This window comes from Sphingobacterium sp. SGR-19, assembly GCF_011043555.1.
Classification (GTDB): Bacteria; Bacteroidota; Bacteroidia; order Sphingobacteriales; family Sphingobacteriaceae; genus Sphingobacterium.
Window position 1 is genome coordinate 77,425 of sequence record NZ_JAAKGS010000002.1, and the last position, 25,202, is coordinate 102,626.

Annotated in this window: 12 protein-coding genes; all 12 read left to right on the top strand. The window is 45.6% G+C overall.

Features of this window, described 5'->3' with window-relative positions; all coding sequences use genetic code 11:
- Positions 1–18 precede the first annotated feature (18 nt).
- The 12 genes from G5B43_RS04300 to G5B43_RS04355 all read left to right on the top strand — a co-directional run bounded on the left by G5B43_RS04300 (position 19) and on the right by G5B43_RS04355 (position 25,177).
- The gene (locus G5B43_RS04300; RefSeq protein WP_165293497.1) at positions 19–3,252 is read left to right on the top strand and encodes a SusC/RagA family TonB-linked outer membrane protein; all 3,234 of its coding nucleotides are present in this window, start codon (positions 19–21) and stop codon (positions 3,250–3,252) included.
- Positions 3,253–3,269: 17 nt separating this feature from the next.
- Positions 3,270–5,180, top strand: a complete 1,911-nt coding sequence (locus tag G5B43_RS04305; RefSeq protein ID WP_165293498.1) for a RagB/SusD family nutrient uptake outer membrane protein — start codon at positions 3,270–3,272, stop codon at positions 5,178–5,180.
- 46 nt (positions 5,181–5,226) lie between these two features.
- Positions 5,227–6,180, top strand: a complete 954-nt coding sequence (locus G5B43_RS04310; protein WP_165293499.1) for a hypothetical protein — start codon at positions 5,227–5,229, stop codon at positions 6,178–6,180.
- Positions 6,181–6,427: 247 nt separating this feature from the next.
- On the top strand, positions 6,428–6,859 hold the full coding sequence (locus G5B43_RS04315) for a hypothetical protein (RefSeq protein ID WP_165293500.1): 432 nt from the start codon (positions 6,428–6,430) through the stop codon (positions 6,857–6,859).
- 364 nt (positions 6,860–7,223) lie between these two features.
- Entirely contained in the window at positions 7,224–9,836 is a 2,613-nt protein-coding gene (locus tag G5B43_RS04320) for a TonB-dependent receptor (RefSeq protein ID WP_165293501.1), read from the top strand.
- Between the two features lie 56 nt (positions 9,837–9,892).
- A complete protein-coding gene (locus tag G5B43_RS04325) occupies positions 9,893–12,394 on the top strand; it encodes an Ig-like domain-containing protein (protein ID WP_165293502.1) in 2,502 nt (833 codons plus the stop codon).
- Positions 12,395–12,684: 290 nt separating this feature from the next.
- The gene (locus G5B43_RS04330; RefSeq protein WP_165293503.1) at positions 12,685–15,831 is read left to right on the top strand and encodes a SusC/RagA family TonB-linked outer membrane protein; all 3,147 of its coding nucleotides are present in this window, start codon (positions 12,685–12,687) and stop codon (positions 15,829–15,831) included.
- A 39-nt stretch (positions 15,832–15,870) separates the two neighbouring features.
- Positions 15,871–17,763 (top strand): RagB/SusD family nutrient uptake outer membrane protein, encoded by a 1,893-nt coding sequence (locus G5B43_RS04335; protein WP_165293504.1) that lies wholly within the window; start codon positions 15,871–15,873, stop codon positions 17,761–17,763.
- 143 nt (positions 17,764–17,906) lie between these two features.
- Positions 17,907–19,463, top strand: coding sequence for a polysaccharide lyase (locus tag G5B43_RS04340; protein ID WP_165293505.1), 1,557 nt, complete (start codon positions 17,907–17,909; stop codon positions 19,461–19,463).
- A gap of 248 nt (positions 19,464–19,711) precedes the next feature.
- The gene (locus G5B43_RS04345) at positions 19,712–22,843 is read left to right on the top strand and encodes a DUF6298 domain-containing protein (protein WP_165293506.1); all 3,132 of its coding nucleotides are present in this window, start codon (positions 19,712–19,714) and stop codon (positions 22,841–22,843) included.
- Between the two features lies 1 nt (position 22,844).
- Positions 22,845–24,263, top strand: coding sequence for a glycoside hydrolase family 140 protein (locus G5B43_RS04350; RefSeq protein ID WP_165293507.1), 1,419 nt, complete (start codon positions 22,845–22,847; stop codon positions 24,261–24,263).
- Complete coding sequence (locus tag G5B43_RS04355; protein WP_165293508.1) at positions 24,263–25,177, top strand: glycoside hydrolase family 43 protein; 915 nt, start codon at positions 24,263–24,265, stop codon at positions 25,175–25,177. Before G5B43_RS04350 ends, G5B43_RS04355 begins: the two co-directional genes overlap by 1 nt.
- Positions 25,178–25,202 lie beyond the last annotated feature (25 nt).

Below are 25,202 nucleotides of genomic sequence, written 5' to 3' on the forward strand. Positions count from 1 at the left end.
AAGAAACCTATTTTTAGAATGAATAAACTTAAAATGAAGTATATGAAGAGTCATGCTGATATGCCCCTTTTTTTACGGGGAGCGCGAAATGTGTTGCTGGCGTGTTTGCTGGTCGCTCCTTTCGTGGGAGCGGAAGCAGCCGAGACACCTGCTCGAGAGTTGACGAAAATTGAGAAACTTGTCAACATAACGGGTAAAGTTATCGACCAGGATGGTAATCCTGTAGCTGGCGCCACAGTCTTGGTGAAAGGTACAAAATCAGGCGTACAGACGGATAAAGATGGGGTGTTTAGAATAAATACGCCTGAAGGGAATACACAGTTGGTGGTTAGCTTCGTTGGCTATAAAGTGCAGGAAGTCAACGTAGGAGGGATGACCAGTATTACCATTACGTTGGAATCCAGCGATGCAATTGAAGAAGTAGTTGTAACAGGATACGGCACCCAGAAGCGTTCCGAAATCGTGGGATCGATAGCGACGATAAAAGGAGAGGAACTGATGGATATTCCAGCACCGAATATTGCCGGAGCCCTACGGAATCAAATAGCAGGTGTAGGCGTAAGCGAAGCCTCGGGGCGTCCCGGAGCGAGAATATCTCTGAACATTCGTGGTGCTTCTACTAGTGAGCAAGGCGCGGATATGGGAGCAACATCCGAACCGCTCTATATCGTAGATGGAATTACGGTGTCCAGTGATGTCTTTGACGCGTTGGATCCTTCTATGGTTGAAGAAATCACCTTCCTGAAAGATGCGTCGGCAGCGATTTATGGTGCCGCCGGAGCTAAGGGTGTTGTGCTTATTACGACAAAGCGTGGTAAGCAGGGGAAGCCAAGTATTTCCTATAATGGTTACCTAGGGGTGACCGACGCAGCGCGAAGACCAGATTTTCTCTCCGCATACGAACTTGCAGAATTCCTTAACGAAAGTGCTTTCATGGGCAATAAGCCTGAAAGCGATATGTTCTCCGATGCAGATTTAGCTTATTTGAGGGGATTGGATGTGGATAGCTGGTACGACCAGCTCTGGAAGCCTGCGGTTATGCAACGTCATAATCTAAGTATCTCTGGTGGAGGAGAGCGGACGACTTTCTTTGTTGGGGGCAGCTTTCAAAATCAGAACGCGAACTATGCCGGTATGAAAGAGGATAAATATTCGCTGCGGAGTGGGCTGACTACAACAATCATCGAAGGTCTAAAAGCCGATATAAACTTTAATCTTAATCACAATCTCCGTGAAAGTCAGAACCAGCTCGGTAATCAAACGGACGCATCGTTTTTTGAACGGATAATATCTACTCCGGATTGGGTTCCGATGTATATTGATGGGCTTCCGGTTAATTCCGGAGGTGGGGGGAGCAATCCGTTAGCCATATTGAACTCTGGGTATTTGGAAACACAGAAATCTCAAGACTATAGTATAAATGCCAGTTTGACTTATTCGCCTTCTTTCTTGAAAGGGTTTTCGGCGAAGCTTCAGGTTTCGCAAAGAGGAGGAAATTCTAGCAATGAGACTTATCAACCACCCTATCAACTTTGGGACTTTGCACGGATGGGAAACAATGAGAAGTTATATGGTAACAGCTTGATAGTTGCGGACGAACCCTTTATATGGGGGAGAACACGAGAGAGTGCCACACTGTCGTCAACACTGGGGAAAAATGGTGGTTATCAGGGATTCGTGACTTTAAATTACAATAGCTCCTTTGCAGACCATAGCCTTGACGTAGTTGTGGGTGCAGAGCAAACCGTTTCAGACAATGAAAATATGGGTGTTCGTTGGATAAGCCAGTTGATTCCCGAATCCATGGATTATTGGGCTTTTGACCAAAATCGGACTGATCGTCCGACACGAGTTATCTATAAAACGACCAAGAGATCAGCTTTCGGTCGCCTCAGCTATGATTATAAAAAGAAATACCTTTTACAGGTCGTAACACGTTTGGATGCATCCTCTAACTTTGCTAGAGGTAACCGCTGGGGATGGTCGCCTAGCGTTGGGGCTGGTTGGATTGTTAGTCAGGAGAATTTCTTTAAGGATAATGTCACTTTTGTGAACCACTTGAAGTTGAAAGCGAATTGGGGGATTACCGGTGATGATCGGGTGAATGAACGGCTTTGGCAGGAACGTTACTTGATCGATGCCAATAATGGCTACATGTTTGGTGAAGACCAATATGGTGTTGGTCTCAATCCGAGCACGTATCCCAATTTGAATATAACATGGGAGAAAAAGCGTTCTCTTAACTTCGGGATCGAGTCAACCGTGTTGAATAATCGCCTGAACATAGGTGTAGAATTTTTTCAGAATAAGACCTACGACGGGTTCGACAAAGGGGTAAATGAAATGAATCCACTATATTCCGGTCTTATAGCGCCAGCCGTCAATTATCGTGAAGTGTACAATTGGGGTTCAGAGTTCTCAATCGGCTATAATACCAGAGTCGCGGAGGACTGGAGAATCAACGCTGGAATGAACTTCGGTTGGGGAAATTCTGTAGTGACCAAGATGATTTATAACCAGAATGCTTTTTTGGAAAGGGATCGTACAGATGGCGATTGGTTAGGAACTAAATTTGGTGTTGATCCGCGACGCTACAACAGTTCTAACATTGGATATCGCACACAGGGTATGTTTCGCACGCAGGAACAGGTGGATGCTTTCTTGGCAGAAAACCCAAACTATACGATTAATGGCAACGTGCCACAAGTGGGCTGGATGATTTATGAAGACACGAACGATGATGGAGTAATTAACCACTTCGATAAAGTTATTCTGTTCGATCGCACAGATCCCGTCTTTTCGACGGGTATCAATTTGGGAGTGAGCTATAAATCGTTTAGCTTACGAACAAATATTATGGCACGTTTTGGCGGGAAGGTCTTTGTGGATAGTAGAGCACGAACTAAGCCAGATTATGAGACCAATGTGCCGATTTTTTGGCGTGATCGCTGGACGCCGGAGGACCCGATGAACGGCAAATATCCGAGGGCAGACGATCCATATGTTAACGATGCAGCTGATATTTGGGCATTAAACGGTACAACCATCCGGGTTAATAATATGACCGTGAGTTATAATATTCCATCCGATGTGACTCGTCGTATCGGTCTGGCAAACGGTCGAATTTTGTTGACGGGTAACAATCTCTGGACCTTAGTGAATCCGTTCAATTACAAGGACCCTTATACGTCTATCGTGTATAATTATCCAACAGTACGGACGATATCGGTGGGCTTGAGTGCTAGTTTATAAGATTAATACCAACAAACATGAAAAAGAATTTTTTATATACAAGGATTAGGAAAGGGCTAATGGTCGCGCTATCTTCTGCGATGCTGATTTCCTGTAATAATGACGACTTCTTTATCTTGCCGGATAGAGGGGGGCTGGATGCTGATTTATGGAATATAGAAGGGGCGGTGAACATGCACCTGAATAAAGCCTATGAGCTGATTATCCCGAGATTTCCTTGGCAGACGGTACCCTCTCGGTTTGATATTCACTTGGTCAGCGATGAACATTTTTTTGCTTCGAACGGATCGTATGGTGCCCAAGCTTTAGGAATTGCTGGCAACCCGTTGAATAACCACGATATACGTTATACGGGAAATAGTTATAACCAAAATTATTTAGACAACCGTTATATGGATATTGCTCGTTGTAACAACGGGATTAAATATTTGCCTGAAAGTGTAATTCCGGATGAGGTTAAATACCCAATGTTGGGACAGTATTACGCCTTGCGGGCGATGGTTTATTTGGAAATGGTAAAGGTCTACGGAGGAGTACCCTTGGTGTTGGAACCGCAGGACCCTGATGATGTGATGACTGACGGCCGCTCCAGTGCCCGAGCCTGTTTTGCACAGATCATAGATGACCTCGATCATGCGATGGAGTATTTAAAAGATGTGCAATGGACAGCAAATGACTGGGGCCGGATTACCTATGAGGCTGCAGCAGCACTAAAAGGAAAGGCATTGTTGTATTGGGCAAGTCCGCAGTTTAACCCATTGGATGACCCGAAACATCCATTTGATGCTTCGCGTTGGCAAGAGGCACTCGTAGCGAATAAAGAAGCCTATGATATTTGTTTGGCAGCGGGCCACCGTTTGGTAGAAGATTATAGTATGATTTTTCAAACCGATGGTAATAAAAATCCAGAAACACTGATCTCTCGTCCGTATTCTAGCTCTGTATCAAGACGAGGTCATGATGAAGAACGAAAATCGCGTCCGCGTTCCGAAAATGGAAATGCATCCCCACATAATGGCTATCGTGCTACTGTGAAGCTGCTCCGTGCTTATCCTATGAAAGATGGTAATCGCATAGATGAAGACGGTGATTACATTTATGATGAGTTGCTGTTCTGGAAAGATCGGGATCCGCGCTTCGAAGCTACTATGGCGTATAACGGTAGCGTATGGGAGTTGAGTGGAAAAGAGGGGCGTCGCCAGTGGAACTATGAAGGAGCAAGAAACAACGGACGCGAAGAAAGTGCAAACTGGGCAGTCTATTGTAAGAAATTCAGTATACCGAGCTTATCGGAATCGAGTACCGCATATTCCGACGGAATAGGCGGTAATGGTATGGATTGGATTGAGATGCGCTTTGCAGAGGTAATGCTTAACTATGCTGATTGTGCGAACGAATCTGGCGACCTTGCTACTGCTAAAGAGATGGTTCGTCAAATCCGTCAGCGTGCTGGTATCGAGCAAGGGAGTAATGATTACGGCTTGGGAAACATCGCTAGTGCAGCACAGATGCGAGAATTGTTGCTCAATGAACGCATGGTGGAATTTGCTTTTGAAAATAAACGCAATGCCGATCTGCGACGTACGCGAAACTGGCATAAGTTAACAGGTGAATTTTTAGAAACTTATCAATTAATGGTGGTAGGAGATAATGATGACGCGCGAAGGAGCACTATTGGGAAACTGGAAGCTATTGACCCAGAGACGGGTAAGGCGCTTCGTGAAACACTGGATATAAATAACCGTGATGTCTACTTAGAATACTTTCGTCCCCACGTAGTCCGACCTCAAGAAACGGGCTTTAGGGCGATGAATATTCCTGAATATCATAATTTCTATACTTTCCATAACGACTTCGTGCGAAGAGGCGTAAATATCGAGACGACTATCGGTTGGGAGGGCGGAACCTTTGATCCGTTAGACGATTAAGTATGGAGGTGAAAACCGTTGTAAAATTATTTTAACAAGAACGAAGATGAAAATAACAAAATTGATCTGTCTTTTATCGATGGTACTGGCGTTCAACGCCTGCAAGGTGGAGTCGGAGAATATATTTACGATGTTTGACGACGTAAAAGTAACTTTCCAAAAAGATAGTGAGTATGCTATTGTGGAAGATGCGATAGTTAATGATGGCGATAGTGTACATATCTACTTTACGATAACCTCAGCCAAGGAGGATATGATGGCTGTGGTCGTAGACAGTACTAATGGTACCGGGACTTGGTCGCAACGACAAATAGAGGTGAGGGGATCCGATCGTCGTACCTACTCGGGTGCCATCAAGTTTAAAATGCAACGCGATGGGAAAATGAACTTCCGATTTTATGCATTGAACGATAACAATGTGTTTATAGGTGATGGCTATACTTCAATAACAGTGGAGGGTGCCCCGAGCTACACCCTTTTTCCAGACAGACGCTTGTATGCGCCTGTTGAGGGCGAAGACAATCCGAGCTTTTTGTCACTTACTACGGGAAAAACGTATAGTTATAGTGACGCTGCGAATGTTTCCGATCAAATTGATTTTGGGATTGATACCATTGCAGATACCCGGGAAGGTTACGAGAACAACTTCGCATATAATTTGTATGCGTTAACAGTGGATGAGTATCCAGTTCCATATTACGATGTTTCTGGATGGACAAAACGGGAAACGAAGTTCAGCGCACCGATGTCAGCTTCGGGTTCCTACAATACGTTTACCCGTACATTGGTGTCTTCGAGCAAAATTGAGGAGATAGCGAAAAATCAAACTATTGATAAAGAACAGACGGATGGAACCGTATCCGGTGAAGGTCTAGCGGCAGCGCGTCTGATTTATTTCCGAACCCCCGAAGGCAAATATGGGGCGATGTATGTCAACCAAGCTACACGGGATCAGCAGAATCGGTATTACGTCAGTGTGGATATTAAAATCCAGAAATAAAAATTATAAATACTAATTATCCGTATCCGAGCATGTCTTGAATATGCTCGGATTTTTTATGTGAGCCATCGACTCTACAATCGTATACTACGAACGTTTGTCGGGATATTGTTAATACACTGATGTTTCTGCTGGTTATGTTTGAAATTGTGTGATGGCAATATTGTGTAATTTTTTGTAAAAATACTATAGTAAACCGGACCGGATGCTGTTTATCTTTAACATGTAAACCAAAATATAAACAAAAATGAAAAAATCGGTCATCTTTTTAGCGTTCGCTATGGTAATGGGAACGTTTCTATTTATGGGAAAAGCCAAAGCCGGAAGTGTTTGGCTGACGTACAATTTTTCAAATACGCAATTTTACAATATAAGGTTTGGCGTCGAGTATGTGAATTTAGATACAGACGAAACTTACTATAGGGAGGGTAGATATAAGGTGGAAGATGGCCTTCCGTATACTTATAATATAGGCAGTGTACCTGACGGTAACTATCGTATATCTATTGTTCCACTTATGTATAGCCCACTTCCAATGTTTGGTTGGTATTTTACTTGGAGGTTTTGGGGCGGCGGACCCCCTTCTGACCCTTTGTTAGTTGAATTAGGTTATTATACAGAGTTAACCGATAATGTATACCTGGGAAGTCATGCGGAAATAGTCCTCGAAGATTGGTAGATTCTCGACGCGGTAAATAAGGAACTTTATATTTTAATCAGATCTCTAGATGAAATAGGGAGCTACTTCAGCCCGAGTATCAAAGCCCAGAAGTAGAAAATAAAACGCTTTGCGAATTCCGTCCGAGCATGTTTTTACATGCTCGGATTTTTTATATACCTACCGCTGAATACAAGACGGACTCAAAAAAGCAAAATAGGGAGGATCGCTTAGGTAATATCTTGGAAGAACGCGTAAAAATGATATAATAAATAATCCACAAACCTGCCTAGCTTTGGATAGCTGTAAATAGCTAACACGCTAAACAACACCTTTTAAAACTTATCGACAGTTTTAAGTGAGTTTAGGTATAGTTGACCAAGAGATGAGAAAATCAATATTATTAATTTTATTTATTGTAACGTCATTCGCAGCTTTCGCACAGGAGACGCAATTGAAGGGAATAGTAGCCGATTCAACGGGCAGTCCCATTCCGGGAGCGTTGATTAACCTACGGTCTCCAAACCAAAAATTATCGATGTCTACGGATGTGAATGGTTTTTTCTTATTTCCGGGAGTTCAAGATAGCGTCGTGAACATCATTATTAAATCCATGGGATATGATAGCCTGAGACAATCATTTTCTGTAGATGAGAAGCTTGCCGTAAACGATATAGGGGTGGTCAAGCTGCGCGATGCCAGTAGTGTACTCGACGAGGTCATGGTTACGGCCATGATACCCGTTGTTCTGAAAGAGGACACGGTTCAGTACGATGCAAGGGCGTACCGGGTACGCGAAGGCGATGCGGTAGAAGAGATGGTAAAGAAATTACCAGGTATCGATGTTGACGACGATGGAAACATCACGGCAAACGGTGAGCCGATTACGAGCATACGACTCGATGGTAAAGAATACTTTGGCGATGATGTCGCCGGTGCTATCCAGAATTTACCGGCCGATATTGTAAAGAACCTGCAAGTCATAGACGATTTCGGAGAGCAGGCCAATGAAACAGGCTTGAAAAGCGGTACACCGGAAAAAGTGCTGAACATCAATCTTCAAGACGATAAAAAAAGAGGATATTTTGCCCGGGCTGCTGCCGGTTTGGGTACCGAGAATAGATATAATAGCCGTTTAAGGGGGAATTACCTGAACGGCGAACAACAACTATCTATAGATGCTGATGCGAACAACAATCGGGGTCGATCTTCGGGAGTTAACGACCGGAGATCGCTGAAGGGCAACTACCGGGATAATTGGAGCGAAAAATTAGAATCGTACGGCAATTACCGTTTTGATGCCAATGATAATGACAGCTGGGTAAATACTAGTAGCGAAACGTTCTTTCCGGATTATACCAGATACGAGGTTAGGGAGAGTAGTAATCAGCGTAAAAGTAAAGATCATCGCTTCTCTTGGAATTTCGAATACCGTCCAGACACCAATAATTATGTAAAAATTGAACCGGATATCAGCTATCAAACAAGTCGAGGTACGAACACCGAATCTAGTACTATTCAACTTCTCGATGCTACTTCACAAAGAGAGACCCGCGGAAGCTCTTCCGATCGTTCCATGGACCTAGGACTAGAGGTATTCTATAACCATAAGTTCCGCAAGCCGAGGCGGAACCTGACGCTGGAGATGGAAATCAGTTCGGCCACCGGGCAAGGCGACCGACAGGTAGAGAATGATTACCTGGACACCGACGAAGCGGGTAACAGCATCCCCGAACAACAATACCAAGATACGTATAATCGTGAGCGGAACCTTCGTTCCCAAGCTCGAGGATCGTACTTTGAACCCTTGAGCTCCATCTCCTTCCTCGAATTAGCCTACCGGTGGAACCGTTTCTCGAACGACATCTTAAAGGAAACATTTGATATTGATCCGACCGACGGTTCTGAAACGATTAACGCCAATCTGAGCAATGATTATGACTACGATTTTACGACACATCGATTAGGACTCAATTACCGATTAAGGAGTGAGAAAATAAATTCGACCGTCGGTCTATTTGCCCAGCCGTCGACACTATCCGGCTTCGACTTTACGCGGAATATCGAGACCTTTCAACAGCATTTCAATTGGGTGCCGTCATTGCGGTTTGCCTATCAACTTTCCCGCGAGAGACAAGTGGTGTTGGACTACGATGGAAACAGTAACCAGCCAGGTTTTCAGCAGTTACAGCCGGTGACGGATAATTCCAACCTTCAGAGTGTAATAACCGGTAATCCAAATTTGAAACCGGAATTTTCCCATCGCGCCAAATTGGAGTACAAACAGACAGATGCACGTTCGGGAAGTTCCTTACACGGTCGTCTAAGCTTTGAACGAGTCGACGATAAAATCGTGACCAGCAGAAACATCGCACAGGACGAAGTCAAGCAAGAAATTAGTTACGCCAACATAAACGGTACCTACAACGCTAATGGTAACTATGCGATAACCGTGCCGTTCAGCGAACGCCAATTTGTTGTTTCCTATTACGGCGGTTCAAGTTTTAGCAACAATATTTCGTTGACCAATGATGAGCGGATCGTCGGTAAAAACCTAGGGATAAATCAAGGTGTCAAATTCCGGCTCGACCTGGAAGACATCGTCGATACTGAGCTCAATACCTCCTATAGCCACAACAATGCGAAGTTTTCGACGGCTTCCATGGACGATCGTTCCAGTAGCCAGTTCAATATAAGCTTGGAAGGTAGAAACTACTTTTTCGAAGATTTTACATTGGGCTACGACTTGACCAAGAGATTCAATAGAGGTTACAATGCCGGTATCGGGGACCCAACTTTTTTGAGTGTATATCTGGAACATCGATTCCTCAAGAATAATCAGGGAGAAATAAGATTACAAGGTTTCGATATTTTTGGACAAAACACCGGTATACAACGTGATATTTTTGACAACGAAATAATCGATACACGAAGCAACCGTTTGAGCACTTATTTCATGTTGTCTTTCAATTACCGATTACAGAATTTTGGAGGCTAATTGCTGTGATGCGTCCTGTAGAGAATACAATGAATAAAAATGTTAAAAATCAAAAAATGTCAATTAATAATATAGTTTCCCGTCCACTCGCCTGTGGATTAACACTGTTTAGCTTATTTGCAACAGGTATAGTTTGCGCCCAGCAAAAGCCGGTCGTGAAAGTGGATCTTAACGAAAGCAGCCGCCGAGTTACGGAGACGAACGAAGTTGGTTACGCCTCGTGGCAGGTAAAAGCCGGTATGTCTGATACCTTCACACAAGGCAATATAAAAGTAACGTTCACAAAAGTTGGGGGCGGAAGCGGTGAGCTGGCGTCCGAATGGTACAAAACAGGTATGGGGTCGCCCAACTTTGCCTATCTGGTTTCCGACGGACTCACGCTAAAAGACGGAGATACCGCAGGAAAGATTGAGATGCGAATCAGTGGGCTGCCGGAAGGTGAAAATACCTTGCTGACGTATCATAACATCCCCCACAGCCCCGAGGGGAACACATTCAGCCCCATCGTGATTTCGCATAAAGGTAAAAAGCTAACGGTGCAGCCGAGCGTGAGAGCACTCAAAACGGCGGACGCTGTAACCGCTTATACACATCTGGATGTAAAACAAGGCGAAGATGCAGTTGTCGTATTTGAGGCTGGAGACAAAACAAACGCTGTTATCAGAGATCTCATTATCAGTGCATTTGAAATCAACACGCCTGATGCCGCGAAACAGGCGCATTCGCCATCACCGGGCAATGCCGATGAACACGTGGAATCAAAAGGCAAAACCTTGAAACTGACCTGGGAATCCGCTCCCGGTGCGACGAAACGTGCGGTCTATTTTGGTTTAGATTCAACCAAGGTGGCTGATGCGACGCCTGATTCTCCCGAATTCAAAGGGGAGCAAAGTGCAACTGAATTTGTGACAGGAGACCTTTACAGCATGGATACGTATTACTGGCGGGTAGACGAGATAACCGGTGAGGGAAAAACAAAGGGTGACGTCTGGTATTTTCGGCCAGCGCAGCTGGCGTTTCCAGAAGCGGAAGGATACGGCCGATATGCGCGTGGAGGCCGTGGTGGAAAAGTAGTTGAAGTCACCAATCTAAATGATAGCGGCCCTGGAAGTCTGCGAGAAGCCGTAGAGAACCATACGGGACCCAGAACCATTGTGTTTGCCGTATCGGGTATTATCCACCTGAAATCCCGTCTGGTTGCGAATCAAGCTTACGTGACCATTGCCGGACAGACCGCGCCGGGGAAAGGCATCTGTATTGCCGGTGCGCCTTTTGGATTCACGGGGAATGACGTCGTGGCGCAGCATCTACGTGTTCGCTTAGGTGCGGGGAAAACCGCTGACGGTATGGGCCTGACCGGTGCAAATTACAGCATTGTCGACCATTGCTCGATCAGTTGGACAATTGATGAGGCTTTCAGCTCACGGGGGGCAAAAAATATTACCTTACAGCGGACGTTAATTTCCGAAGCGTTGAACTCGGCGGGGCACAGTAAATATGAAAAGGGAAAAATGCACGGGTATGCTGCCAGTATTGGAGGAGATGTAGGAAGTTTTCACCACAATCTATTGGCACATTGTTATGGTAGAAACTGGAGTCTGGCCGGTGGTTTGAATGGTGACGGATTTTATAGCGGTAAACTGGACCTTCGTAACAACGTTGTATATAACTGGGGCGCGCGCGCTACAGACGGCGGGGCCCATGAAGTCAATTTCGTAAACAATTATTATAAGCCAGGAGCAGGGACAACGCAGTTCTTCGCTTTCATCGGTGATCATGAAAATGTCGGAAAAGGAATGCAACGTTGTTATTTTGAAGGAAATGTGATGCCTGGACATTTTGACGAACGAAACCAGGAAGCGGGTAGGAAAGCAAGATATAGTAACGGAGACTCCGAAAAATATGAAACATTTGTCGATCAGCCGTTTTTTGATGCAAACGTAACGACCCATACTGCACGACAGGCGTATAAACTGGTGCTGTCTGATGTGGGTAACAACCGGCCTGAGCTCGATGAACACGATCAGCGCATCATCAAGGAAACGATTGATAGCACCTATTCAGCAACTGGTAGTATATCCGGTAAGCCGGGGTTCCCTGACCACCAGGATGATGTAGGCGGCTATGATGACTATCCTGAAGTAAAACGTGCTGCTAACTGGGACAGCGATCATGACGGGCTACCGGATTGGTGGGAAATTCATCGTGGGTTAAATCTCAATTCTCCGAAGGGTGATTTTTCAGACGCGAATCTGGACAAAGATCGCGATGGTTATACGGAATTGGATTATTATCTGCAATGGATGTCCAAAGCGCACTTTAGCGCAGCGGCTGGAGAATCCTTAGAAATAGATCTCCAAACATTGTCTCGAGGATTTACGGAAGACCCGACATTCCACGTAAGTAATGTGCAGAATGGTACCGTATCGGTGGAAAGTGGTAAAGCTGTTTTCAAACCGTCCGCTGATGGCGTAGGTTCGTTTGAGTTTACGGTCACGGATGCGGAAGGCGATAGGATGACGCGGAAGGTCAATATTCTCAGCGGTATCACTATCTAGCCGTTCTGTTTATAAGGCAAAGATGTTTCTTGAAAGCGGGCTCTGAAAACACCTCTTTCGGAAATGATTAAAAAAGGAGGGAAAGCAATCGTTTTCTACTCCTTTTTTTATGTGAAGTATGGTATGCTAATATGTTGTAAGAAAAAGATAAATCGATACATTAAGTTAAGGTGATTTCTTCCCAACTTTATTCAGCTAAATAGATCTAGAGTCTTCAAAAAAGGAATAAAGGAATTTTTCTGTTCAATAAACTATTGTTCTGGGTATTTATCACCTAAATTTTTAAACACATGGATTATCATAAACTCAAAAGGCACACACGGCGAAGCAGTATGCATATTTTTTGCCTACTTGCTACGGCAGGCCCGTTCGTAAGCTTAGCAGAGACTGTGTCGGAACCGACAATCATGTCTTCCTTCAAAGTGGTAGACGTAACTGGGAAGGTCGTCGATCAGGACGGGAATCCGATTATAGGCGCGACGGTGTCGATAAAAGGGACCACGACAGCAACACAAACCGATGAACAGGGCGTGTTTCGCCTTAATCTTACGAGGGGAAATGAGACACTGGTCATCTCCTATGTAGGTTTCCGCGAGCAAGAAATTAATGCGGAGGGAAGGACCTCCTTGTCGATTGTTTTACAACCAAACGATACGCTGGATGAGGTGGTCGTGATCGGTTATGGGTCAGTGAAAAGAAGGGATCTTACCGGGGCGGTGGCCTCCGTGAAAGCAGAGGAGATTGCGATGGCGCCGGTCGCTAATCCAATTGAGGCATTGCAGGGGCGGGTGGCAGGTGTGGATATCGCTCGGGAGTCCGGGCAAGCCAGTTCGGGGGCTAGCATCCTCTTGCGTGGGAACAGATCGCTGACCGCAGGTAGTGAACCGCTGTATATTATTGATGGTATACCCGGTAGTATCACCAACTTGAATCCTAATGATATCGAGTCCATCGACATCTTGAAGGATGCAGCTTCGACCGCCATTTACGGTTCGGCGGGCGCAAACGGCGTGTTTATCATCACAACGAAAAAAGCCAAAGTGGGTCGTGTGTCCGTTAATTTCGATGCGTATGCTGGCGTAAATGCGAATGGTCGTTATCCTTCCGCACTGCAGCAAGATACTTGGTTGCAATACTTAGAAGATGGTTTCGTGGCAACGAATGGACGCCCGTCTGCTGATAGAAACGAATTGTTAACGGCCTGGAGCTTGAATCCTGAGCTCGTCGAAGGCTACATTGACGGGGGCAAATGGATCGACTGGGTAGACGAAACTCTGCGTACCGGTGTACAGCAGAATTACTCTCTCTCTGTCAACGGGGGGACGGAAAAAACACAGGGTTATTTCTCCCTCGGTTATAACTCAACGAAAGGTATTTACCGGAGTGATCAGTCTGATTTATTTACTGCTCGAGCAGGTGCAACAAGTAAAATTGCCGAATGGTTTACAGGAGGTATCGTAACAGGCCTGACTTGGAGAGACAATGAGACACGCCCTAGCCGCTTAAACAAAACCTTTGATATGGCACCCATAGGGGAAGTTTATGATGCGCAAGGCAATATTAACGTGTATCCCGTGGCGGGGATGGAGATGCCGAGTTTATTAGCGGATGATATTCCCAACACGTTGCGCAATAATGCAAAGCATCTAGCCATAAACGTTAATCCGTATGTCGATATTGATATCATCGAGGGGTTGAGCTTCCGTTCGATACTAGGGGCTACGCTAACGAACCGTAGAACGGGGGAATTTAATAGCGACCGCACCTATATGATGCTGACAGGCAGCTCGACGCCGATACGCAACGGTAGCTATGAAACCGCATTGGGATACAATTACGTATGGGAGAATATTTTAAACTACGAGACAAAATTCGGGCAGAATCATGATTTGTCAGCGACTTTGGTCTCGTCTTGGGCAGACAATCAAAATGAAACTTCTTGGGCCTACAACGAAGGATTTTTGTATGATGAATACGAATTTTATGCCTTACAGGGTGGCACGAAAGCAAATGTACAGTCAGGCTATTCGACGACTAAACGGATGTCGGTTGCCTCGCGGCTCAACTACGGTTACAAAGGACGCTATTTATTAACATTGACGCAGCGTACCGATGGTGTTTCTCAATTGGCGCGTCGTTGGGATACCTTTTTGGCGGCCGCCGGAGCATGGCGGATCAGTGATGAGAACTTTATGCAGGGGACGCGGGATATAATCAGTGATTTGAAGTTCAGGGCATCATACGGTGTTTCGGGAAATTCTGGCATCGATCCCTACTCTACGTTGACCGAGGTAACCAGCTCGGGATTGGACCAGATAAACTTAGGTGGTGGTGTACTGCCGGTAGCCGTATTGACGCAAGCTGTCGGAAATCCGGACCTGACTTGGGAGAAATCCTATAACTTCAACCTCGGCCTCGATTTCGGTCTGTTCAATAACAGGATAACCGGTGCGGTGGAATGGTATGATACGGATACCCGGGACGTACTCTACGCTCGTGACCTACCATTCTCCAGCGGTGGTTTTACGCCGAAGGCACCTTATCAGATGACAGCCAATTTGGCGCGGATGAACAACAGGGGTGTGGAAGTTACCCTTACTGGCAATAATATCTTGAATGGCAACGCGTTTAAATGGAACTCCACGCTAACCTTTGCACATAACAGAGAACAAGTGCGTTCTATTGATTTAGGTAGCGGTATTTCTGTCGACGACTTGATTTCGTTGGGTTTATTCATGGGCAGACCGAGCAACACGTTATACGGGTATAAGAAAATCGGTATTTGGCAAGAAGATGAAGCTGCCGATGCAGCGGCATTCGGCTTACTTCCGGGGGATGTGAAAACGCAATCCAACTTAACTAAGACGAGCGATGGCGTTTGGGTGGACGGAGAGGGTGTGGAATATTCTGCGGATAACCCTTATTCTATTTCGCCCGACGATCGCGTCATCCTCGGACAAGGAAGCCCGAAATGGACGGCCGGCTGGCAAAACACGTTTAACTATAAGGGGTTTGATTTGAATATTTTCACCGTCGCCCGCTGGGGGCATCACATCGATGCGGAGCTGTTGGGGTATTTCGATTATAGAGCGATCAACATCCCATCGGCGTACAATTATTGGACACCGGAAAATCCGACCAACGATTACCCGAGGCCTTATCTTAATAGAACGGCGAATCATTCTAACCCGCTTTTGGGAATGAATATAGTAGATGCTTCGTTTATCAAAATTAAAAACATCTCCTTAGGGTATACACTCCCAGAATCCGTTACCAACGGAATAAAATTGTCAAACTGCCGTATATACGCGACCATGTATAACCCTATCATCTTTACGAGAAGTCATTTGCTCGAAGGAATGGATCCCGAAACGGGCGCATCGGACTCGTTTCCGTTATACAGACAGATGGTATTTGGTGTTAACCTTTCATTCTAACGAATCATGATGCTTAGTTTGAAAATAAAGAAGAAACAAATGAAAACAATAGGCTATAAATTAGTGCTCGGTCTTTTTTTGACTGCCAGCGTAAGCTCATGCTCGTTGGACGAATGGAATCCCTCTACGGTTGATGTAGAAACGGCTTATAAATATAAAGAAGGGTATGAAAGTCTGATCAATTACTGTTATGACGGAATGTATTACTTCTACGGTAAAATAGATGGTATCGGCGCGATGGAGATGGGCACGGATCTATGGATCAACGTGGCAAATAGCGAATCGGGTTTCACCTTGTATAACAGCAATATGAACCCCGATCTGGGCACACTCCGGGTATTTTGGCGAGGGATGTACGCGACGGTGAATTATTGTAATACGGCCATTTACTACGCCGATCAGGTAGAAGGTTATGCTTCGGATGAAGAAAAGAACGCGAAGGTGGCGGAAGCTTACTTCCTGCGTGGGTGGGCAAATTGGCACCTGGTGGAACAGTTTGGAGGCGTGTCCTTGACAACATTGCCGCTCACAGAAACTGATCCGGGCGAGGTAAACCGTCCAATCAGAAGCGACGAAGAGGCGTTTTATGACTTGATTATATCCGACTTAACGTTTGCTGCAGCGAATCTGCCTACACAGCCGGAAGGAGAACGGGGACGTGTAACGAAAAAAGCAGCTTATGCGATGTTGGCGAAAGCCTATCTGCAACGGACGCGTCTAGGCAATGTGCAGGAAAATGCCCGCTTGGCGTTGGAAGCTGCGGAAGAATTGATTGATAATCAGGGTGGATACGGTATCGGTTTATATCAAAGTGACGACGAAGAGTCGGGTTTTGCTAAGTTATGGGACGGAGCGAATAATAAGAATAATAAAGAATTTTTGTTTTTACAGGCGATCGATGAAATCGATGGCCGGAACCCCGAAAATTGGAATCGAGGAAGAAGCCGCCAATATTACCTGATGGATACCAAGACAACCGGCGCACCTTGGGGAACGCAGGAAAGTGAGACGTGGACAGGCCGTTCCAACAGTCGTAGCTTTAAGCCGACGAAATATCTATTGACCGAATTGTTTGAACCGGTCGCGGATCCGGCGGATACCCGTTTTAGAGAATCTTTTTTTATCGAACACTATAATTCCAAATGGGAGGACGTAACGATCAGTGAATCTATGGTGAACCAGTATGGCAAAAATCCGAATCTGGTGGGGCATGTGATCAAAAATACAGCAGCAGGCGACAATACGTTAGTGCGGGGCGGTTTAGCGACTTGGCGCATGGGCGTTGTCAATATGATCGACGAAGATGAGGATGGTTGGTTGGACGGTTTGTCGATTTTGACACCTAACTGGGTGATGTCGGCATCGGATAAAAGAGATCTTCCTTTTTGGATCGTTGATCCATCTGACCAGTTCGAGGCCGACGGAAGATGGGTACAGCCGGGTGGAGGCAATGACATGGCGACTTATGCCCGTGAGATTTATCCATCTTTAAAGAAATTTTCGAGTTGGGAATATATTCTGGATCGTCAGCAGTGGTTAGGCGATATACCTATCATCCGCTTAGGCGAAGTGTATTTAATCGCAGCCGAAGCGGCGTTGCTCGCGAATGGTGATGCGACGAAAGCGCAGGAATATGTCAATGCCGTCCGAAGGAGAGCCGCCGTTACCGATAGGCAAGATGAGATGGAGGTTAGTGCCGGGGAAGTAACACTCGATTTTATTCTGGCCGAACGGGGGCGCGAACTGGCCGGTGAGCAAACACGTTGGTACGACTTGAAGCGTATGGGTAAGCTGACAGACTCCTATCTTAAGGAAACCAATCCTGATATTCTTTTCTTTGACGAAAACAAGCACACCGTACGCCCAATTCCGCAGTCGTTTCTGGATGCTATCGCAAATCCACAAGAATTTGGACAGAACCCGAATTATTGATAGAAACCATGAAATGATTGCAAGCGAAACAAGCGCTAAAATAATACAAGAGCCGGAGAATATGTTATAAACAGGCTTCGGTTCTTTTACCTAGATTTGGTTAATTTAAATTGCACGAAGAAATAAGAAATAAATAGTATATCATGATGACCAAGAAAACATTTTCCTATAAACCACTAAAAAAGAGCTTGCTTTTGCTGGCACTGTTCTCCGCTGGAGTGGGTGCTCAAGCGCAACAAGCGGGACAGCCTGAACGTGGACAAATCCCTCCACATCCACCTCGATTGCCGGAAGAGGTTATTCCAGCATTTCCCGGCGCTTGGGGCGGCGGTATGTTTACGACAGGTGGCCGCGGTGGAAAAGTAATCGCAGTGACGAATCTCAACGATAGCGGAGAGGGTAGCTTACGTGCGGCTCTAGAAGCAAAGGGGCCGCGTATTGTTGTTTTTCGTGTTGCTGGTACTATAAAGGTGAAGGGCGATCTCAATATCGACAATCCGGATATTACCATTGCAGGGCAATCTGCTCCCGGCGATGGAATCTGTATTGCCAGTACACTGAACATCAATACCCATAATGTCATTATCCGACACCTGCGCGTGCGCCGAGGAGTGCCAGTGGGAGGCCAAGGTGATGATAATATTGGTGGTAATCCGCATCGTGACATTATTATCGACCATTGTTCTACCAGTTGGGGAATGGACGAGAACATTTCCCTTTACCGGCACATGAGACCTTCTGCGGATGGCAGTACCCAAATAAAAGATCCAGCGGAGAACATCACGATTCAATGGACGATCTCCAGCGAGGCGCTTGATGCTAAAGGACATGCATTCGGTGGTACCTGGGGAGGAAATCCTTCTACGTTCCACCATAATCTTTTCGCTAGCAACACTGCACGGAATCCTTCTATAGGGATGTCGGGACCGTTCGATTTTCGGAATAACGTGGTCTTCAATTGGCGTCACCGTTCCATGGATGGGGGCGATGAGACATCACAGGTCAATGTTATCAACAACTACTATAAGCCAGGGCCGGCAACGAACGATAATATACGCGACGTATTTGCGCGTATCGAGCAACGCAGTATGTATTCACCAGGTAGTGCATGGAAAGAAGGGGATTGGTACCAGAAAGAGGAGAACCGTCCCGGTAAATGGTATGTAGCAGGGAACGTTATGCACGGTAATGAAGCCTTAACCAATAACAATTGGCTGGGAATGCGCTTAAAGGATGTCAATGCTATAGGTGACGAAGCTCGGATGGCCGCTGGCGTAAACACCCCTTTCGTAGGTTGGCCGGTAGCGCCGCACCATACCGCGGAAGAAGCCTTTGAAGCGGTATTGGCCAGTGCGGGAGCAACCTTGCCAAAGCGAGATGCGGTAGATACCCGTGTGGTGGAGATGGTGCGCACAGGAAAACCGACAACTGCAACAGGTATAATAAAGTCCATCGATGAAGTGGGCGGTTACCCAGAACTGACCTACGACCCGGCAAAAGTACCGGTGGATACTGATGGCGATGGCATGCCGGATGAATGGGAAAAAGAATACGGCTTGGATCCGAACGACCCCACAGATGGTGCTAAAGATGCTGATGGAGACGGCTATACCAATGTGGAGGAATATCTGAACGGAACAAATCCAAAAGAGAAAATCGATTACCGGAATCTTGGTAACAACGTGGATACCATAAGTTAGCACACAATTGTCCTAACACGAACGCTCGTCTACCGCAAGTAGACGAGCGTTTGTGTTACTTCACGATGCTCCCATCCACCGACAAAATGATACAATAGCTAGAGAAAATACTATAAACATAACTATGGCCTTTTAGCTATGTTTGTATAAACGATAAGTAAACTTACATACAAAATATTCAGGTTATGGTCGAGGCATCTAACTGGTTTATTTAAAGCGTTGTAGATCTTTTTTAAACAGTATTGAAGTTGAATAATAAACATACATTTTGTCCATGGGTTCCGAGTAAATTCTTGCTGGGATTCGTGTTGTTTTTTGCCGGCTGTTTTGTAGGATATACGCAAGATGCCACCGAACCCTTACTTTGGAAGGAAGGTAAACTAGTTTACCAGCCGGACTCACTGGGCAATCGCATTCCTGATTTTTCGCATGCAGGCTATGAGGGTGGTAACAAAGCTATTCCCGAGGCACCAGTGAAAATAGTTGTGCCGATACAAGAAGGCGACGCTACGGCGCGTATCCAAGCGGCGATTGATTATGTGTCACAATTGCCTGTGGATAAGCAAGGATTACGTGGAGCGGTGTTGCTGCAGCCGGGAGAATACCATGTATCGGGTTCTTTAAAACTGCATACTTCCGGTGTAATATTAAGAGGTTCCGGGTTTACGGAAAACGGTACCTCGTTGATAGGTGAAGGCACAACCAGAGAAACGTTAATCCGTGTAGCAGGACAGAATGATATCGTCCGTGGAAAAAAACGACGGGTTCGGGACGCTTATGTTCCTGTAAATGCGAGGACGTTCCATGTGGATAATGCGGGCGATTTGCAGACGGGCGACCGCATTATGATTACCCGTCCGTCAACAGACGAATGGATTAAGACGCTGAAAGCGGAAGAGTTTGGAGGCGGGATGTCGTTCTTGGGCTGGAAGCCAGGTTACTGGAATACAACTTGGGATCGGACAGTCGTTCGTATCGAAGGAGACTTAGTTGAGGTAGATGTTCCTCTCACGATAGCTTTAGACGAACGTTATGGTGGTGCTACGGTAGAGAAGTATACTTGGAACGGCCGGATTGAGCAGGTCGGTATTGAAAATATACAGCTGGAATCGACTTTTAACGCGTCGAATCCAAAAGATGAAGACCATCGATGGATGGCTATTACGGTTGAAAATGCAACGAATGTATGGGTTAGGCGTATGCAGTTCCGCTACTTTGCGGGATCAGCCGTGTACGCAAAAGAAACTTCCAGTAAGCTGACCGTCGAAGATTGTATATCGAGAGATCCCGTTTCGGAAATCGGCGGACAGCGAAGATATACCTTTTATACCCGAGGCCAACAGACGTTGTTCCAGCGACTGTATTCGGAAAAAGGTTACCATGATTTCGCAGTAGGTTTTGTAGCTGCCGGTCCGAATGCTTTTGTACAATGTCAGGCGGTAGAACCGTACAGTTTTAGTGGTGCGATAGATAGCTGGGCTTCTGGCGTATTATTTGATATTGTGGATATCGATGCACAAGCGTTGCGTTATGGCAACCGCGGACAGGATGGAAAAGGTGCCGGTTGGACAGCAGCGAATAGTGTATTTTGGCAATCTACGGCAGCACTGATTGAAAGTGTGCAGCCGCCAACTGCACAGAACTGGGGATTCGGTCTCTGGGCGCAGTTTCAGGGGGACGCCTATTGGGCGGAATCAAATAGCCATATTAACCCGCGGAGCTTGTATTATGCGCAACTGCAAGAGCGAGTAGGAGAGCCTGCTAAAGAAAGGACGGTGCTGTTGCCCATGACCACCGAAGCTTCCAGCAGTCCATCAATTGAAGTTGCCATGGAGTTAACGGAAATCGCCCGGGAACCGGCGGCGCTGTTAACGGATCTAATCGCCGGAGCAAACGATCGTGAATCTTTAAATGTCTCTACAGTAGACGTAAAGATCTTAACAAACAAAGACGTGCCAAAAGAGAAGACCATCGTGAAAACAGCCGATATGACGATCAGGAATGGCTGGCTGGTACGTGGTGACGAGGTGCTCGTGGGGCTTAAACACGATATTCAATGGTGGAATGGCAATATCCGTCCACGTGGACTAGAAGCTGCCAAACCGCATATTACCCGTTATGTTCCAGGAGAGACTGGAACCGGTCTGACGGATGATCTCCACGAAGTGGTGGATAGTATGTTAGTTAACCATGTCTTGAGTATAGATCATAACTATGGTTTATGGTACGATCGCCGTCGGGACGACCACGAGCGGATACGCCGGATGGATGGCGAAGTATGGCCGCCGTTTTATGAATTGCCTTTCGCCAGAAGCGGACAGGGACTTGCGTATGACGGTTTGTCGAAATATGATTTAACGAAATACAATCCTTTTTACTGGAATAGATTGAAGCAGTTTGCAGATTTGGCAGACCAAAAAGGACTGGTACTGCTGCACCAGAACTACTTCCAGCACAATATTTTGGAGGCAGGGGCGCATTACACGGATTCCCCTTGGCGGACGGCTAATAATATCAATAACGTAGGTTTCCCGGAACCGGTACCGTATGCAGGTGATAAGCGGATTTTTATGGCGGAACAATTTTACGATGTTACGCATCCTGTACGGCGCGAACTTCATCGAGCCTATATTCGCCAATGTTTAGAGAATTTCAAAGACAATACAGGCGTTATTCAGTTGATCAGCGCCGAATATACGGGTCCGTTGCATTTTGTAGAGTTTTGGCTCGATGTGATCAAGGAATGGAAGGCGGAAACAGGCTATGATCCGGTTATCGCACTCTCTACGACGAAGGATGTACAGGATGCGATTCTCGCCGATCCGATACGTTCGAGAGAAGTACAAGTCATTGATATCCGTTACTGGTATTATCGGAAAGATGGAACGGCTTATGCTCCGGAGGGAGGCAAGAATTTGGCGCCGCGTCAACATGCACGGAAAATGAAGGGTGGTGGTACCTCGGACGAACAAATTTATCAGGCGGTCTCCGAATACCGAAATAAATTTCCGGATAAAGCCGTGACTTATCACAGTGCGAGTTATCCCGAACATGCTTGGACAGTGTTTATGGCGGGAGGTTCCATGGCAAACGTTCCTCGGATAGCGCACCCCGAATTTTACAAAGAAGCTTCTTCTATGCAAGCAAAAGTTCAGCAAGGCGTATGGACATTGCGGGGAAATGATGCGGCTATCTTTTATAACCCAGATAAAAAACCATTGCAAGTGGATTTGACGAAATGGAAGGGAACTTATAATGTGTACCATATCCATCCGAAAACCGGTGCTATCCTGGCTACAGAGAAAATCAAGACAAAGCAGGACGTAACAATCAAGAATTTTAAAAATACCCCAGAGATTATCTGGATAACCAAGAAATAATATGAACGTTATTCGTAAGAACCTATTACCATTTGTGTTTGCAGGAGCCTTATTTTCTTCCTGTACGTCGACTTCTGATCAAGAAGCATCGTCAACCGGAATGTCTGTGTTGAAAGTATCGGAAAACGGAAGGTATTTAACCACCGATGATGGGGAACCCTTCTTTTGGCTTGGCGATACGGGTTGGCTGTTATTTAACAAATTGAACAGGGATGAGGCGGAACAGTATTTAGAAGATAGAAAGCAAAAAGGATTCAATGTGGTGCAGGCGATGGTTTTGCATACCGTACCGTCGGTTAATGCGTACGGCGACTCGTCCATGGTGAATAAAGATATTTCGCGTCCGCTAGTCACAGAGGGGAATAATCCTGAAGTAGCGGAAGAGTACGATTATTGGGATCATATCGATTATATTATTGACCAGGCAGCGGAAAAAGGGATTTATATGGCCCTGGTGCCTGTATGGGGATCGCCGGTAAAAGATGGTAAAGTTTCGGTCGAACAAACGAAGAAATATGCGACTTTCTTAGCGGAACGTTGGAAAGATAGACCGAATATTGTTTGGCTTAACGGAGGCGATATCCACGGTTCCGATTCTACCGCTGTTTGGCTGGAAATGGGAAAGACCATTAAGACGATCGATCAAAATCATCTGATGACATTCCACCCGCGAGGTAGAACCGCTTCTTCGGATTGGTTCCACAACGAACCGTGGTTAGATTTTAATATGGTGCAATCTGGGCACAGACGTTACGATCAGGATACTTCCAGCAATGAAAACAAACACTATGGCGAGGACAACTGGAAGTTTATGGAGGTGGACTGGGCATTAAGTCCTGTAAAGCCAACCATTGATGGCGAACCTTCGTATGAGGGAATTCCACAAGGTCTGCATGATATTAAAGAACCGCGTTGGAAAGACCAAGATGTGCGCCGCTATGGGTATTGGTCGGTGTTTGCAGGTGCTTTCGGATATACATATGGACAGAATTCAGTTATGCAGATGCACTCGGCAACAGATTCCACGACAGCTTATGGCTCGTCGGAGCTCTGGACAGAGGGGCTAAATGCACCGGGCGCGTCGCAAATGCAGTATTTAAAAGAGCTGATGTTGTCGAGAGATGTCTATTTTGAGCGTGTTCCCGACCAGACGTTGATTGCTGAAAATGGTGAAAAATATAACCGATTATTAGCAACCCGAACCGATAACTATGCATTTATCTACAACTACAACGGTAGAGAAATGAAGATCAATATGGGTAAAATTAAAGGAGACAAAGTGAAAGCCTCTTGGTTCAATCCGCGAAATGGCGAAGAGACCGTCATTGGTGAGGTAGAGAATACAGGTGTACAAACATTCAAACCAGCGGGTGAAGCAAAAGATGGGAATGATTGGGTGCTGATTTTAGATAGTTTATAATGAAAACGAAATTAAATCTTTTAGTTGTTGTGTTAGCGGCATCCCTTTTGGCTTCGTGCCAGAGGGATGTTTATATGTTCACTTCTTTTCGTGAACCCGCCGATGAAGGGCTACGCTATCTATATAGTGAAGATGGCTATTCCTGGACAGCAATTGATGGTGTCTTTCTGAAACCTGAATTAGGCGAACAGAAGATTATGCGTGACCCGTCCATGGTGCGCGATGATAAAGGTATTTATCATTTAGTCTGGACAATCGGCTGGCAAGGGAATGAAGGTATTGGGTATGCTTCTTCGAAAGATCTGATCCATTGGGAAAACAAAAAGATCGTGCCCGTTATGGAACATGAAGCTACGACCGTGAATATCTGGGCGCCAGAACTGTTCTACGATGAAGATGAAGACCGGTTTATTATTATCTGGGCGTCAACTATTCCAGAACGTTTTCCGAAAGGGGAAGAGGAAGAAAGAAATAACCATCGGATGTACTACACGACGACCAAGGATTTTGAAACGTTTACAGAAACCAAGCTATTCGCGGATCCGGGCTTTAGCATCATCGATGCGGTCATTGTAAAGAAAGGTAAAGACGATTATGTATTGGTATTAAAAGATAACACACGTCCGAATCGTAATTTGAAAGTCGCTTTTGGTGACAATCCGTTAGGACCTTATGAGAACGTCTCCGAGCCGTATTCAGATTTTAAAACAGAAGGGCCAAGTGTAATCAAATTGGGAAATGAGTGGTTGATCTATTTTGACTCCTATGGTAGCAAAAGCTATGAGGCGGTGTCAACCACAGATTTTAAAAAGTTCAAAAAAATTAACGATAAGATTAGTGTCCCAGAAGGACATAAACACGGAACAATCTTCAAAGCTTCCAAAAAGGATTTGAAAAAGTTGTTGGAGAAGTGATGAGTTATAAGTTATGAGTGATAAA